At 45.0% G+C, this 15,697-nt stretch carries 16 protein-coding genes; 15 read left to right on the plus strand and 1 reads right to left on the minus strand.

What is annotated here, in order from left to right; all coding sequences use genetic code 11:
• Nucleotides 1-101: 101 nt before the first annotated feature.
• The 12 genes from PHP87_RS02500 (at nt 102) to recO (ending at nt 11,298) form a co-directional block, all read left to right on the plus strand.
• Complete coding sequence (locus PHP87_RS02500) at nt 102-1,478, plus strand: DUF1963 domain-containing protein (RefSeq protein WP_299918059.1); 1,377 nt, start codon at nt 102-104, stop codon at nt 1,476-1,478.
• A 429-nt stretch (nt 1,479-1,907) separates the two neighbouring features.
• Nucleotides 1,908-2,186: a sporulation protein YqfC gene (gene yqfC / locus PHP87_RS02505; protein ID WP_299918061.1), complete on the plus strand. Its 279-nt coding sequence runs from the start codon at nt 1,908-1,910 to the stop codon at nt 2,184-2,186.
• 16 nt (nt 2,187-2,202) lie between these two features.
• Nucleotides 2,203-3,426, plus strand: a complete 1,224-nt coding sequence (gene yqfD / locus PHP87_RS02510; protein WP_299918063.1) for a sporulation protein YqfD — start codon at nt 2,203-2,205, stop codon at nt 3,424-3,426.
• A gap of 124 nt (nt 3,427-3,550) precedes the next feature.
• Nucleotides 3,551-4,519: a PhoH family protein gene (locus PHP87_RS02515; protein WP_299918064.1), complete on the plus strand. Its 969-nt coding sequence runs from the start codon at nt 3,551-3,553 to the stop codon at nt 4,517-4,519.
• An 85-nt stretch (nt 4,520-4,604) separates the two neighbouring features.
• Entirely contained in the window at nt 4,605-6,797 is a 2,193-nt protein-coding gene (locus PHP87_RS02520) for an HDIG domain-containing metalloprotein (protein ID WP_299918065.1), read from the plus strand.
• Nucleotides 6,760-7,230 carry an rRNA maturation RNase YbeY gene (gene ybeY / locus PHP87_RS02525; RefSeq protein ID WP_299918068.1) on the plus strand — a complete coding sequence of 157 codons (471 nt, stop codon included), beginning with the start codon at nt 6,760-6,762 and terminating at the stop codon, nt 7,228-7,230. Before PHP87_RS02520 ends, ybeY begins: the two co-directional genes overlap by 38 nt.
• A 9-nt stretch (nt 7,231-7,239) precedes the next feature.
• The gene (locus PHP87_RS02530) at nt 7,240-7,611 is read left to right on the plus strand and encodes a diacylglycerol kinase family protein (RefSeq protein WP_299918071.1); all 372 of its coding nucleotides are present in this window, start codon (nt 7,240-7,242) and stop codon (nt 7,609-7,611) included.
• A gap of 2 nt (nt 7,612-7,613) precedes the next feature.
• The gene (gene cdd, locus PHP87_RS02535) at nt 7,614-8,009 is read left to right on the plus strand and encodes a cytidine deaminase (RefSeq protein WP_299918073.1); all 396 of its coding nucleotides are present in this window, start codon (nt 7,614-7,616) and stop codon (nt 8,007-8,009) included.
• Between the two features lie 5 nt (nt 8,010-8,014).
• Nucleotides 8,015-8,896 carry a GTPase Era gene (gene era / locus PHP87_RS02540; protein ID WP_299918075.1) on the plus strand — a complete coding sequence of 294 codons (882 nt, stop codon included), beginning with the start codon at nt 8,015-8,017 and terminating at the stop codon, nt 8,894-8,896.
• A gap of 19 nt (nt 8,897-8,915) precedes the next feature.
• Nucleotides 8,916-9,584 (plus strand): deoxyribose-phosphate aldolase, encoded by a 669-nt coding sequence (gene deoC, locus PHP87_RS02545; protein WP_299918078.1) that lies wholly within the window; start codon nt 8,916-8,918, stop codon nt 9,582-9,584.
• A 15-nt stretch (nt 9,585-9,599) separates the two neighbouring features.
• A complete protein-coding gene (locus PHP87_RS02550) occupies nt 9,600-10,493 on the plus strand; it encodes a hypothetical protein (protein WP_299918080.1) in 894 nt (297 codons plus the stop codon).
• 40 nt (nt 10,494-10,533) lie between these two features.
• On the plus strand, nt 10,534-11,298 hold the full coding sequence (gene recO / locus PHP87_RS02555) for a DNA repair protein RecO (protein ID WP_299918083.1): 765 nt from the start codon (nt 10,534-10,536) through the stop codon (nt 11,296-11,298).
• Between the two features lie 84 nt (nt 11,299-11,382).
• On the opposite strand, the gene PHP87_RS02560 is transcribed toward recO, so the two are convergent.
• Nucleotides 11,383-12,333 (minus strand): helix-turn-helix transcriptional regulator, encoded by a 951-nt coding sequence (locus PHP87_RS02560; RefSeq protein ID WP_299918084.1) that lies wholly within the window; start codon nt 12,331-12,333, stop codon nt 11,383-11,385.
• Nucleotides 12,334-12,644: 311 nt separating this feature from the next.
• On the opposite strand from PHP87_RS02560, the gene modA reads away from it, so the two are divergent.
• From modA to PHP87_RS02575, 3 genes are read left to right on the plus strand one after another with little or no spacing between them, the layout of a single operon-like run.
• Nucleotides 12,645-13,733 carry a molybdate ABC transporter substrate-binding protein gene (gene modA, locus PHP87_RS02565; RefSeq protein ID WP_299918086.1) on the plus strand — a complete coding sequence of 363 codons (1,089 nt, stop codon included), beginning with the start codon at nt 12,645-12,647 and terminating at the stop codon, nt 13,731-13,733.
• A gap of 33 nt (nt 13,734-13,766) precedes the next feature.
• Entirely contained in the window at nt 13,767-14,492 is a 726-nt protein-coding gene (modB, locus tag PHP87_RS02570; RefSeq protein WP_299918088.1) for a molybdate ABC transporter permease subunit, read from the plus strand.
• Entirely contained in the window at nt 14,473-15,546 is a 1,074-nt protein-coding gene (locus tag PHP87_RS02575) for an ATP-binding cassette domain-containing protein (RefSeq protein ID WP_299918091.1), read from the plus strand. Before modB ends, PHP87_RS02575 begins: the two co-directional genes overlap by 20 nt.
• Nucleotides 15,547-15,697 lie beyond the last annotated feature (151 nt).

Below are 15,697 nucleotides of genomic sequence, written 5' to 3' on the forward strand. Positions count from 1 at the left end.
AGCTGTAAATATCAATGTAAGAATACGGAAACCTTGTCGTATTAATCTTAAGGAGAATTTTCCCATAATGTCTTTATTATTGGAAGGGGTGTTATTCTATAATGACAGCATTAAATGATACTTTTGAGATTATTGTTAATGGACAGGTAATATCTTTCCCTATCGATAAACCGTTAATTGCGAATAAAATTGGGGATGAGGTTTATATCTATGTTCCCCTGGACTTCTGCAGTGAGACTCTGGGAGCCAGGGTGGAATGGGAAGAGACTGGCAAAACGCTAGCTATTCACCGTAACGGCCAGAGCGTAAAGATACGTTTTGGGGACAATTTGGCTGAAATAAATGACGAAAAAATATGGATTGGGGACAATCTGGCCGAGATTGAAGCAGGGGTTATGTTTCTTAACTGTCCACTTCCCTGGCTGCGTATCGAAGAGGGAAATATCTATGTCTTGCTGCAAATGCTCAGCCAGTTCCAGGGAATGGCCATCAAATGGGAGCTGGGAAAGCTATTGATTAGTGATGCGACTGTACTGGCCCTGGAAAGCAGACCGGCCTCAATAATTAACGGTTCTATTAAGGAAAGAGCCGGACAGGAAAAAGATATCTTGTACGAAGAGGTATCCCGGCTAATAGATAATAGCGGCCTGGATCGGGTAAGAGAAGATATAAAAGGCTATCTGCTGGAATCCGTTCGCATAAGGCCAAAAAGAAGTGAAGAAAACAGTATAAGAATAGGAGAGTCTAAAATTGCCGGCATACCGGATCTGCCGTTGACTATGGAATGGCCGTCAGTAAAGGGCAGGCCGCTTTCTTTTATAGCCCAGTTAAATATGGAGGAGCTGGCTGTTATTTTGCCGCAAAATGAACTCTTACCGGTAAAAGGCTGGCTTTATTTCTTCTATGATAATGAGGAACAGCCCTGGGGTTTCCAGCCGGAGCATCGGGAACAATGGGAAGTACTGTTTTTCGATGGTGACCCCGCTCTGCTGGAGAGACGAGCCTTTCCGGCTATGCTGCCTGATTATTGCCGTTTTATGCCCTACCGGTTGCAATTGGCCAGAGAGATATGTATTCCATCTGTATGGTCTTTATACTATCACACCCTTAAATTGGGTTGGCAGGAACAAGAATTGTACCGCCAGCTCGAACAGGAAATTGCCCGGCTTTACGGGGATCGGGATGAGTATGCCCCGGTTTATCGTGTTCTGGGACATCCAGGTATTATTCAGAATGATATGCAGCTGGAATGCCAGCAGGTTTGCAGTGGCTTTGAACCTTATAACTTTAAGGATCCCAAAGTGGCAAAAGAGTATGGAAAAGCATGGGATTGGATATTGCTAATGCAGGTGGATTCCGATGAGAGCAACAACGGCATGATGTGGGGAGATTGCGGCAGGCTCTACTTCTGGATACCCCGGCAGGCTCTACGGGAAAAGGATTTCCAGCAGGTATGGACCATTCTCCAGTGTTACTAGTAAGGAAAGTGAGGAGTGAGGGGTAAGGGGTGAGGGGTTTAATTTTTTTCTACTACATCTTACTATTCTAGCCCCTACTAGCTGACTTTTCATCGGTGGTTGTAGCCCCTGGACCATGGGGGTTTAGTAAGAAAACAAACTTTTTTTGATGCTTAAGGATGAAGTTGTCATTATAATTATGCAAATTACTTAAAATCAATCATAAAATACTTCATTTATGCTTCTTGTCGGATATCGTAGCCTTCAAAATAGGCAATTCCTGCTATGAAATCAAAAGTCTTTAAAGCATGTAGTCAGGGCAGGAAGCATATAATTTTATGAAGCTAAAGCCCCATATAGGGACAGAAGCGGGAATAAAACTGGGAGCAAAAAGAATGTCCTCTTGCTTCGAAAGACCTTTTGTACCTTAAGAAAGGAATGGTTATAAAAATGGAGCGGCGCCGAGAATTGTTAAACAAAGCCATGGCGGAGTTTCTGGAACTGCCCGGGGATCTGGTGCTGGATCTGCCCAAAATAACTGTGGTGGGAAGAAATGAATTATACCTGGAAAACCACCGGGGCATTATTGAGTACGCTTTAAATCGCCTGCGCATTAATCTTAGCCGGGGATTTCTGGAAATAGAAGGGGAAGAACTGCAGATAAAGACACTCATGCCGGAAGAAATGGGAATCAGCGGGGAAATTCATTCCATCAGGTTTGTGGATTAGGTAGGAGGAGAAAGGCATGTCCAATCGCTTTCTGAACCAGCTAGCTGGCATCATTAAGGTGAATTTACGGGGAGAGAGGCCGGAAAAGATTATTAACCTGGCTCTCAGCCGGGGAATACATATTTGGGATATAAAGAAAACTATTGACGGAATGGATATGAAGGTGAAAAGCAGTGGTTTTGAGGCGCTAGAAAATATCTGTGAGGAAAATAACTATTCATTGGAAGTAGTCAAGCAGGAAGGAGTTCCTTTTTTAAAGGCCCTTTTTGTTAGGCGCCTGGGATTCTGGGTCGGGGCGGTGATTTTTATTGCCGCCCTCTACTTTATGGCTTCATTTATCTGGTTTATTGATGTAAGCGGCAATCAAAAAGTAGACAAGAGCCGAATAATTATGATGGCAGCCAAATATGGGGTATACCCGGGTGCTCCGCGATGGACCTTTAGCCGTAGTGAGGTTGAAGGAGCCATGCTGCGGGACTTGAGTGAATTAGCTTATGTAAAAATTGATATTAAGGGGGTAAAGGCTAATATAGAGGTGGTAGAGAAAATATTCCCCCGTGAAGAGATTAGCGGACCTTGCCATATAGTAGCAGCCAAAGAAGCCGTGGTGGAAGAAGTGCTGGTTCTGGCCGGTGAGGCCCAGGTTGAGGCGGGTAAAGCAGTGTCCAAGGGAGAGATATTGATTTCAGGAGTGGTTTATCCCCAGAAAAACCCCTTTATGGAGGAAGTGGAAGAGGTAGCGGAAGAAAAGCCTTCTCTGGTCAGGGCCCGGGGTCGGGTAAAAGCCCGGGTGTGGTATCAAGGATATGGAGAGTGCCGTCTGCGTACGGAAAAAATGCTTTTGAGCGGAAAGGAAAGTAGTGAGATAAAACTGGAGATAGGGGGAAAAACCATCTCCATTAAGAAAGCAAAAATAAAAGATTATGATTTCTCTATTTGTGAGATGAAAGAAAAGAAAATAAAAACTCCACTGGGTTCAGTTCGAGTGTATAAAACCCGCTGGCAGGAACAGCGTAAAAAAGTCACGCTGTATAGTGAAGAAGAAGCACTATCTAAAGCTCAGGAAAAAGCTAAGAAAAACCTTCTGGAGAAAATGGGGAAAGATAAGAATATTATAGACCAGCGAAAGAGGCTTTTGTCATCACCCAGTGATTTGATTATTAGAGTTCAACTATCGGTTGAAACCATCGAAGATATAGCGCGGGCTGAACCTATAAATATTGGTCCCAATGGCAATTGAATGTACCATATGATATAATAACATCGACATTTATACTTAGATCAATAGTCGGCTAAAAGGTAGTTCTTATTGCTTCGAGTGTAGAGATTATAGGATGTGATATTTCGATAGGGGGACTGAATGTTTGGCAGAAAAGGAAAGCAGAATTACCTTATCGGACAACCAGCAAGCAGCGATATTTTTTGGTCCCGGTGACGAAAATTTTCGCCATTTGCGGAGTATTTCCCCGGCAGAAATATGTGCCCGGGGAGCAGAGCTCTTTATTAAAGGCCAGGAGAATGATGTTAAGCAAAGCTTTGACTTGATTCAGAATCTGCTGGAGGTAGTGGACCGAGAACAGCAATTGAATATTAATGACATTGATTACCGCTACATGCTAATCAAAAAAGGAGAGAAGTCCAGGCATCAAGATATTGTATCCTCCCCGATTTTGAATACCGCCCGGGGCAAAGCTATCAAAGCTAAAACCCTGGGACAAAAGAAATACATCAAGTCAATACTCAAGGATGATGTGGTTTTTGCCATCGGACCAGCTGGAACGGGCAAAACATATCTGGCGGTGGTAATGGCGGTGCGAGCCCTCAAACATAAAGAAGTGGAACGAATAATTCTGGTGCGACCGGCGGTGGAGGCCGGTGAAAAACTGGGATTTTTACCGGGAGATTTTATTGAAAAGGTTAATCCCTATCTGCGGCCTTTGTATGATGGGCTTTTTGATATCTTGGGGGTGGAAATAACCCAGCGCTATCTAGAGAAGAATATCATTGAAGTAGCCCCCCTGGCCTATATGCGGGGACGAACACTGAATGATGCTTTTATTATTCTGGATGAAGCCCAGAATACTACCCCGCAGCAGATGAAGATGTTTTTGACTCGTCTTGGTTTTGGCTCCAAAGCAGTCATAACCGGCGATATAACTCAAGTGGATTTACCGAAAGAAGAGTATTCGGGTTTAATAGAAATTCAGAAGATTTTAGGACAAGTTTCCGGGGTATCTTTTGAATACTTGAGCAAAGAAGATGTTATAAGGCACCCGCTGGTACAAAAGATTATCAATGCCTACGAAACTTACGAAGCCCTGGAAGGTCAGTAAAAGAACCTTAGGGAAAGGGTGCACATAATGCGGGATAATAAGGTGAAAGAACTTCAAGCTATTGTTCTGCTTGAGGAGCAAATAAATGAAGCTTAATAGTATCCTCAACTTTTTGTGGAAGAGAATATATGGTTTTCTTAGCCAGTCTACCACCAGAAAGGTTTTGGGGGTATTGTTGTTCTTTTCTGTAACCATTTTTATTATTTTTTCCAAATTTACCCCCACCCAGGTTCGATTAAAACCGGATGAAGTAGCCCAGCGTAATATTCAATCCAGTATTAATGCAGTAGTGATTGATGAAAAGCAAAGTAATGAACTGAAAAAACAGGCTGCCAGCAAGGTGCAAAAGGTTTATCAAGGTGATCAATACGCCCTCTCTAATACCGAAACGGAGATAAACAATTTTTATTCCACTTTGAGGGAAATAGTAAGTTCTGATGAAAACCAGGATAAGCTGGAGGACTTGCTGGATAGCAGCAGTAAGCGGAAGGAATATCTAAATCTAAAATATAACCGGCAGCAACTGGGTTCTTACCTCCTAGATACTCCAATACCAGATGTGGAGACTATGAGGCAGACTTCCATAATGGTGGTTCGGGGAATAATGAGCAAACCCCTTACGGATGAGGCCATAAAGGGGGCCAGCGAGCAGGTTGATAAGCAGGTTGATGCGCTGGCATTTGCGCCTCAGGCCCAGGAGATTATGAAGCTGGTTATTAGCAATTCCCTTCGTCCCAACTTGATTTTTAACCAGGAAGCGACCAACAAGGCCATAGAAGAAGCTATGGCATCGGTGCAACCGGTACAGAAAAACATTAAGGCGGGGGAAATAATTGTTCGGGAAGGTGACCGGGTTACTGAAGAACAGATTTCCACCCTGGAACAACTGGGTATTCAGAGGAGCAAAAGTTATCCTTTAACCATTTTCGGTGCAGGACTTTTCGTATTTTTAAGTTTTTGGCTAATTATTGAATTCTTGCGCCGTTATTATCAGGATATCTTTGAAAATGACCGCCTTATGCTATTAATAGGGCTGGTATTTATAATAATATTGTTAATAACTCGTTTTCTTACTATAATCAAAATTAGCAACCAGCCGGACATCAACAATCTGATGGCTTATTTGGCTCCTGTAGCTGCCGGCTCCATGTTGATTGCTATTTTGCTGGACAACCGCCTGGCCTATTTTCTTACTATGATAATGGCTTTATATGTAGGATTGCTGGCTGAAGGCAACCAACTCTTTTATGCGATAACGGCTTTTGTAGGCGGATCTGTGGGAGTATTTCAGGTCTACAAGCTTAACCAAACCTCGGATCTGGCTCGCTCCGGCCTCTATATAGCTTTGGCCAACATGGTTTCCATAATTACCCTATTCCTGATCGGGGGCAATTGGAGTTTGAACCTGGCAATAACCGGCGTGCTCATCGGGGCTATAAACGGAATATTTTCAGCCGTTCTGATGATTGGGGCTTTGCCCTATTTGGAAAGTGCCTTTTCCATTACCAGCATGAACAAGCTTCTGGAATTCTCCAACCCGAATCATTTCCTTTTAAGACGGCTTTTGCTGGAAGCACCCGGGACTTACCATCACAGCTTGATGGTAGGCAACCTGGCCGAAGCATCCGCTGAGTCTATCGGGGCAAACCCCTTAATGGTCAGGGTCGGAGCCTATTATCACGATATTGGTAAAATTAAGCGCCCCAATTATTTTGTGGAAAACCAGCAAGGTTTCGATAATCCCCATGAGAAAATTGCTCCGGCCTTAAGTGCTCTCATTATCACCTCTCATGTTAAAGATGGAGTAGAAATGGCCCGGGAGGCCCGGCTTCCACAGACTATAATTGATTTTATCGAACAGCATCATGGTACCAGCCTGACCAAATACTTCTATAACCGGGCTATGGAAGAAGACCGGGATGGAAAACTGGGCGAAGAAAGTTTCCGCTATGAAGGTCCCAAGCCCAAACGCAAGGAAGTAGCTCTGGTGATGCTGGCAGATTCGGTGGAAGCAGCGGTACGTTCCTTGAGCGATCCTCGTCCGGAGAAAATCAGGAACATGGTGCGTTTGTTGATTAAGGATAAACTAAACGATCGACAATTAGAGCTATGTGACCTCACTTTTAAAGATTTAGATACAATTGGTAACTCATTTTGCCAGGTCCTGGAGGGAATGTACCATAAAAGAATAGAATATCCGGAAACCATAGTAAGAGAGTTTGAAAAGAGGAGAGAAAGCCATGGAAACCATGATAATAAACCAGCAGAACAAGATTAATTATACCAAGGAAATGCAGCAGGTTATTCTCAATGTGGCCAACGCCGTGGCAAAAATGGTGAAATTGTCCCCGAATACGGAGTTAAGTGTTATGATTGTGGACAATAATTATATTAAAGAATTGAACTTGATCTATCGTGGCGAAAATATTCCTACTGATGTTCTTTCCTTTGCTATGAACGAACTCAGTGAAGAGGAAATGGAGCTCGACCTGCCGGGAGAAGTAAATGTCCTGGGGGATATTGTGGTTTCACTGGAAAAGGCGGCCAGTCAGAGTGAAGACTATGGGCATAGTGTTGAGAGGGAACTGGGTTATTTGATTGCCCATGGTATGCTTCACCTCCTGGGTTATGATCATGAAAATGAGGAAGAACGCAATTTAATGCGTAACCTGGAAGAAAAGATCATGCATAAAGTTAAATTGGAAAGGTAGAATCCCAGTATGAAAGGGACTGGATTAAAGAGGAGTTTTGCTTGTGCCCTGGCGGGAATAGCCTATGCCTTCCAGCAGGAAAGGAATATGAAGATCCACGGGGCAGCAGCTGTTATGGCTATGGGACTGGGTTTATTTTGGCGATTAAGCCGCTGGGAATGGGGGCTATTGTTAATTACTATTTTTGTCGTCCTGGCGGCGGAAACCATAAACACCGCCATTGAAAAGGTAGTGGATTTACAGACAGAAAGCTATCACCCGCTGGCTGAGGCGGCCAAGGATCTGGCTGCCGGAGCCGTCTTATTAACCGCTATCATGGCCGTTATCATGGCCATTCTTATTTTTGGACCTTATTTACTTGCTTTAGCAGGAGGAGGCTGAATATGAGCAGGGAAGAACTGCTTAAACGGGCTCGTGAAGCTCAAAAAAATGCCTATGCTCCTTATTCCAACTTCCAGGTAGGGGCTGCTCTCTTGTCGGTGGGGGGCAAGGTTTATACGGGGAGTAATGTGGAAAACTCCTCCTATGGTTTAAGCATATGTGCTGAACGAGCCGCCGTATTTAAAGCAGTTAATGCCGGGGAAAGAGATTTTACACTGATAGCTGTAGTATCCAGCGGCCAGGGTTATGTTTTTCCCTGTGGAGCCTGTTTACAGGTTTTAGCTGAGTTTTCCCCGCAAATGAAGCTAATAATTACTGATGAAAATGACCACTATAAGGAATATGCTTTGCAGGAGATGCTGCCACAAATCTTTTCACTGGGAAAACAGGAGGAGTAAAATAGATGAAATCTGGATTTGTAAGTATTGTGGGCCGCCCCAATGTGGGAAAATCTACTCTGCTCAATTCAATTATCGGAGAAAAAATCGCTATAGTATCGGAGAAGCCCCAGACAACCAGAACCAGAATTCAGGGCATATATACCTGTGAGAGGGGACAGGTAATCTATGTTGACACCCCCGGTATTCATAAACCCAAGCACCTCTTGGGTGAATACATGGTAAAGGTATCTACGCGCAGTCTGGAAGAGGTAGATATAATATACTATATGACTGATGTAACCCGCCCTTTTGGCGGCGGAGAGAGCTTTATACTGGATCAATTAAAAGACGCCAGTGTACCGGTATTTTTACTGGTTAATAAAATTGACCTGGTTAGCGAGCAAGAGGTTAAGGATTATATTCAAACCTTTAACCAGCAGAGGAGTTTTTCTGAGGTAGTTTCTATATCGGCTGCTTGTGGTACTAATCTGCAGCTTTTGTTAGACAAGACACTGGATGCTTTACCAGAAGGTCCCCTCTACTATCCTGAGGATGACCTTACTGACCAACCCATCTATTTGCTTATTGCTGAATTAATAAGGGAGAAGGCCTTAATACTTACCCGTGATGAGGTTCCGCATTCACTGGCGGTGGAAGTAGAAGAATTTAAAAAGCAAACCAATGGGAAGGTCTATGTCAGAGCTGCCATATATATGGAAAGGGATTCCCAAAAGGGGATAGTAATCGGTAAAAAGGGCCAAATGCTAAAGACTATCGGGGAGCAGGCCCGCCAGGACATTGAAAGCTTGTTGGATGCTGCTGTTTATCTCGATTTATGGGTTAAGGTTAAAAAGAACTGGCGTGATAATGAGAGCACCCTGAATCAGCTCGGCTACCGGATGTAGAAAGAAGAGGATGGCTATTATGCTGGCTAAATATCTTGATTCCACTAATTTGCAAGCTGAAGCCCGGGCCAGCGATATCGAATTGTTATGTCAACAAGCCCGGCATTACCAGATGGCAGCTGTTTGTGTTAATCCCTTCCGCCTGGAACAAGCCTGTCGCCTCCTGGCCGGAACTCCGGTCAAGGCCTGTACGGTAATTGCTTTTCCCCTGGGAGCCGATCATTGGAAGAACAAAGTGGATTCAGCGCGGCGGGCCCTGCAAATGGGGGCGGCTGAACTCGATATGGTAATGAACATCGGTGCTTTCAAGGATAAGGATTTTCGCCTGGTGGAAAAAGAGATCAAGGAACTGCTTCGTCTTAGGGAAGAATCTGCTTTTCTACTCAAAGTTATCGTGGAAACAGCCTTGCTTAGCAAGGAGGAACTGCAGGATATAAGTGTTTTGCTGAGTAATAGCGAAGCAGATTTTATTAAGACTTCTACTGGTTTTTCCAGCCGGGGTGTTACCCTGGAGGATATTGAGATTATTCGAGAATCCCGCCAGAGAAAGGATTTAAAGATTAAAGCCAGCGGGGGTATAAAGAGCCTGGATTTTGCTCTGCAATTACTGAAAGCGGGGGTTGACCGAATAGGGAGCAGCAGTGCTGTGGCGTTGCTGGAGGAGTACCAGCAAAGGGGAGGGCAGTAAGGAGACTGCTCTTTAATGTGGATAAAGCGGATAAGCCTTTTTATTATTCTGCTGGCTTTTTATATTGCCATAATGATCAATAATCCCAGCGAATGCTTGAAAAACCTGGGTTACAACCGGGTATTGGATTTCTATGGTAGGTGGGTTAGCTCCTCATGCAATCTTGACTTTCTGTATAATCCGGGGTTAAGACAGACTGCTATTCCTCTCCAGACCAGTAGAGTGGCGGCGGTAATTCCCGGCCCCAGTCAAGGGTTTAAAAATGAAATAGAAAAAATTCTGGCCGAGAACTACCAGGTCATTATCGAGTGTTCCGCAATGGACACCTGGCATAGCAGTAAAGATGGACAGGAATATTTACCCCGCATAGCTGCTCAGGCCTACCGGGTAGTAGTATTTGATGGAGGACACCATCTCCCCACTCTGGGGATGGTTCCGGATATTATACTAGTCCCTGAACTGGCAGGGTTTGCAGTTCATACTTATATGCTGGATGGAATGAGAGTGGAAACTATACGGGATTTAGCCCAGGAAGTTGGCTGTCCCGCAGTGATTGTTGGAATCCCTCGACTGGCCCTGGTTAAGAACCAGTACTCTCTCTCCATTATTACTCGTCGAATAATGGCTGTATCACATTATAGTGATTGTAAAAGCGGTACCGGAGAAGTTACGCTACAGAGCCGGATGAGCAAGTTCAACGGGGTAATCTTTGCCTATGTGAACTATGAGTATGCCCAAAACCCCGAATTATTTTGTCAGCGCTTGAGTGTTTTGGGAGTACGGGACGCCCGTAAGCTTTATCTGGCCTTTGATTATGGCTGTGTAAGCCCGGAAGAGGCAGGAGAATTTATGAGAATTTATGAAGGAAGTAAGCCAGAGCAGCGGTTTGCCGGCTCAAATAGTCAATGAACCGGTAAAAGTAAGCAGTGTAGTCTGGGGTGGGAAGTAAATGTATCTTCGTAGTCGGGCCATAGTAATAAAGAATATGGATTACCGGGAAAGCGACAAACTGGTTACTATATTTAGCGAACATGAGGGGAAAATGAAAGCAGTGGCCCGGGGAATCAAAAAGCCCCGCAGCAGTTTACGGGCTTGTGTTCAGCCATTTTGTCATTCATCGCTTTTTTTTAGCCGGGGTAAAGGGATGAGTTTGATTACCCAGGGCAAATTGCTAGAATTTTATGGCAATACCCGGGAGGATTTTGACCGCTCCCTCTATGCCCTGTATCTAATGGAATTGTTGGATAAGAGTTTGATGGATGGCATAGCCATTCCCCGCCTCTATACCACAACCCTGGAGGTTCTCTCTTTTCTCAACCAGAGCGGCTACAATCCCTTACTTATCAGGTATTTTGAGATGAGTTTGCTGGTAAATTTGGGTTACAGTCCGGTACTGGATCATTGTGTGCTTTGTGGGAATAAGGATGACTTAAAGCTTTTTAGCCTTCCTGATGGAGGAATGTTGTGCCGGGATTGCAGCTATCAGTCTTCTGGAGCAGTTAGCCTGTCCAAAGAGACCCTGGCTTTGATCGGATTTCTGGGAAGATCACGGCTGGCTACTGTGGAAAGGGTAAGGGTCTCAAATAAGGCACTGAAAGAATTGGAGTATTTTTTAGAGAAATACCTGGAATATTACCTGGAAAGAAAATTTAATCTGAAGAAGGCCATGTCTATTTTAAAAAGGGGTATGCCCAAGGATACCAAACTTATATGAACATGGTTTAGTAAATGATTGAACCATGTTCAACCTATTTCTACAATGAACAGGAAAATACCATAGGAAGAACTAATATAAAAGCTATATCTCTGCCACTATCCTTCCGGTTTCCTCCATACAATAATCCCCCAGACCCTCTAATTCAGACTTAAAGGCTGTGGATGAAAGTATGTCCAGAACCGCCTTTATCTCTGCCTTGTCGAGGTCCTCTTTTCTAATTACCAGCTCGTAGCGCTCTTTTTGCAGAGGAATAAATTCAATGTCCCGTACCTGCATGGCAGCCTTCTCGTTGCCCAGAGCCAGGTCTGCTGTTCCCCGGGCTACCGCACTGGCTACTGCCAGGTGTGAATTTTCTTCCCTTTCGTAGCCAATAATCTTGCGCCGGTCTAGTTTCATTTGATACAAATGCTCGTCTAAAAGCACCCGCGTACCGCAACCGGGTTCCCGGTTGACAAAACGAAGATCAGGAAGGCTCAAATCCTCCCATCCTTTAATTCCCAGGGGGTTGCCGCGGGCTACATAAAAGCCTTGCAGGCGCATGGCCAGGTGTATTATCAAAGTAGGTATACCAGGAACCATGCGGCGGACATAAGGTATGTTATAGCTTTCACTGTCACTATCCCAGAGATGAATACCAGCCATATCCGATTTCCCCTGATAAAGCTGAAGAACTCCGGCAAAACTGCCAGTATTATGGCGAAATGCCCGGCAACCCTGGCTATGGTTTTCCAGGTAACGGCCCAGGATGTCTAAAAGCAAATCTTGACCACAAATCACCAGGCCTGGAGAGTTTGAAAAGTAATCCTGGCGGACAGGTTGAGGTTTAGATCCTATAAGTATATCTGCTTCCGTAGATTTTAATTTCTTCCCTTGCTTTATATAGGCCTCAACATCATGCTGCTGAATCCGGATTTTCCGACCTATTCGATAGGCTGGAAGTTCTCCGCGCTTTACCATTTCATATACTGTATATTTGGTTATTTTTAACATCCTGGCTACTTCTTGAGGAGTTAATGAATTGTCTTCTTTCATAATTGTTAAAACCTCCAAACCTGATGATATTCTAGCATAATACAAGCCTGATGCAAAGTTGTGTTATCTTTAGTTAAAGTATGTTATATTATTAATCATAACCATACATAAATGGGGTAAAGCCATAATAAATGGCATTGGGATTTAAGGGGAGCTTAAACACATGGTCAAAGGATGGGAGGAGATAAGCATGCCCTTCCTGTGAACACAGGATTTGCAGCAATTGTAGTATGATGAAAACTGTTTTAGTACTTGAACTGTGTTTAAACCTTTCCTGAAAATAGTCAATGACTTAAAAGGAGGAAAAACCAATGTTATATAACAAAAAGGCAAAAGCCCGGATTAGCATTTTAGTGGCGTTGATTTTTGTGCTTTGTATGGCAGGAACAGCTTTCGCGGCCAACCCATCATCTGCTGGTAATCTGCAGTGGAAAGCCGGGGCTCAGTGCTCGGTCAATGCCAATGCTTTAAACTTCAGAACCGGTCCGGGAATGAATTATAAGGTTATAAAATCCTATACTCGGGGGAGCCTGATGACCATTGCTGAGAAATCAGGTGATTGGTATAAAGTAACCGCAGCGGATGGAAAAGTGGGTTATGTATTTGGTCGTTACCTGCTTGCTGCCACTCAAGCTGCTGCTCCGGCCAAGGCGGCGCCCAGTGTTACTACGCCCAAAGCAGAAGTTACAGCAGAGCCTCAGGCTAAAGCGGTAAGCGGTGAACTCATTATCTCCGCTGCTGCCAGCCTGACTGATACCATGAATGAGATGAAAGGTCTCTATGAGAAGCAAAATAAAAATGTAAAACTCACTTTTAACTTCGGTTCATCGGGTGCCCTGCAACAACAGATTGAACAGGGTGCTCCCGCTGATGTGTTTATTTCTGCTGCCACCAAGCAAATGAAGGCCCTGCAGGACAAGAAGCTCATTGTAGATGAGAGCTGCAAAGATCTCTTGAAGAACCGCTTGGTATTAGTTGGTCCCAAAGATTCAGCCAAGGTCAAAGGCTTCAGCACGCTGAAGGAAGCTTCGCTTATCGCTCTGGGCGAACCTGATTCGGTTCCGGCTGGGAAATATGCCAAGGAAACCCTTACTAAAATGGGTTTGTGGGATGCGGTAAAGGACAAAGTGGTTTATGCCAAAGATGTAAGACAGGTTTTGGCTTACGTTGAAAGCGGTAATGTTGAAGCCGGGATGGTTTATCTGACTGATGCCAAGATATCAGACAAGGTGCAGATACTCAGCATAGCAGAAGAAAATACTCATACCCCCATCGTATACCCGGCAGCAGTAGTTAAAGCCAGCAAGAACCCGGAAGCGGCTCAGAGTTTCGTGGATTTCCTCAGCAGCGCCGCCGCTCAAGATGTATTTGCCAAATACGGTTTCGCGCTGGTCAAGTAGTGCTTAAGGATAGCCGGTAAGGGCGGTGTAATCATGACCGAAGCCGAATTAATTCCGATATGGATTTCACTTAAAACAGCGGGCACCGCAACCCTAATTACCTTTATCCTAGGCATTGTTGCCGCTCGTTGGATGGCCTATGGAGATTTTAAGGGCAAGAACCTGCTGGACGGCTTATTTATTCTTCCCCTGGTCTTGCCCCCCACTGTTGTAGGATTTGGACTCTTACTTATCTTTGGGAAAAACGGCCCCCTGGGGCAACTATTGCTGTATTTTGATAAAACGGTGATATTTTCCTGGTCGGCAACGGTGATTGCTTCCACTGTGGTAGCTTTTCCTCTGATGTACCAGGCCACCCGGGCTGCCTTCGAACAAATACAGCCCAACCTCGAAGATGCCGCCCGTACTCTGGGGGCTACGGAATGGGCCGTCTTTTGGAAGGTTAGTATGCCGTTGGCCTGGCCGGGTATAGCCGCTGGCACTATTCTGGCCTTTGCCCGTTCCCTGGGTGAATTCGGGGCCACTTTGATGCTGGCGGGGAATATCCCAGGAAGAACCCAGACCGCGCCTCTGGCGATATATTTTGCGGTGGAAGCCGGGCGTTCAGATCAGGCTCTGAAATGGGTACTGGCCATTCTGGTAATCTCCTTTGCCAGTATCATTGCCTTGAATTACTGGAAGAGCCGCCAGTATTCTTCCTGGAGGAGCGGCCAGCCCATGGTAAAGGAGGTAGTGATGGATGCTGGATATAGAGATTAAGAAATCACTGCCTGGCTTTAAACTGGAGGTATCTTTTGCCGTGGAGCGAGAGATACTGGCTATTTTAGGACCCTCCGGCTGCGGCAAGACCATGACCTTGAAGTGTATTGCCGGTCTGATACAGGCCGATGAAGGGCGGATAGCCCTGGATGATAGACTGTTGTTTGATTCCAGCAGCGGGGTTAATATTAAGTCCCGGGAAAGAAATATGGGTTTTGTTTTTCAGAATTATGCCCTTTTCCCCCATATGGATGTTTTTAACAATATCGCCTTTGGCATACGGCAATTGCCGGTAGAGGATATTAAAGAAAAAGTTAGGCTATGGCTGCAGAAAATGCGTCTATCCGGTTTGGAAAAACGTTTTCCCGGGCAGTTGTCGGCTGGGCAGCAGCAGCGGGTGGCCCTGGCCCGGGCTCTGGTTTCCGAACCGGAGGTGCTCTTGCTCGATGAACCCTTTTCCGCATTGGACAGTATTGTTAAAGAGCGGCTGGAGGAAGAACTCCTGGAAATTCATGAATTTTTCCCCGGCCATATTCTTTTTGTAACTCATAATTTGGCCGAGGCTTATAAGCTGAGCTCCAAGATAGCGGTTTATGAAGCCGGGCGTTTGCTGCAATTCGGAGAAAAAGGAAAGGTGGTCAATCGACCCTCCAACCGGACCGCAGCCCGTTTGACCGGGGTCAAGAACTTTCTCCCGGCGGTTGTTCGTGAAGTGGAGAATAGTAGCCTGAATCTGGAATTAAGTGGCACGGGAACCAGGCTTAAAGCGGGAAAAGCTCCGGGAGAAGGGTGGAAACCGGGGCAACTGGTGACCCTGGGCATACGCCCAGAGTATATTCAGATTAATAACCAGGAGGAAAACCTCGTTGCAGTTCTGGTTGAAGAGGTTATAGAAGAGATATCCAGCTATATAATCCGCTGCTCCCTTGCAGGAAGCGGGGGCGAAAAGATTTTAGAAGCACGGATACCTCGAACAGATGTTATTAACCTTAGCCGAGGCGATAGCTGCCAGTTCTGTTTACCGGCGGACAAGATCTTTATTATGCTTGAATAAAACTGGATTATTAATTAAGCAGTGTAATAATACAACTCTCCTTATTAAGCCCCTTTCAGGGGCTTTCTTTTTGGTGCGGGAAAAGTAAAAAAGCCTATTCTACAGTTTCTACCAGGCTCATAAAAGCAGAGTGGAGATTTTCCTGGTTTAG

Source organism: Syntrophomonas sp. (genome assembly GCF_028707975.1).
In the GTDB taxonomy this organism is placed as follows: domain Bacteria; phylum Bacillota; class Syntrophomonadia; order Syntrophomonadales; family Syntrophomonadaceae; genus Syntrophomonas.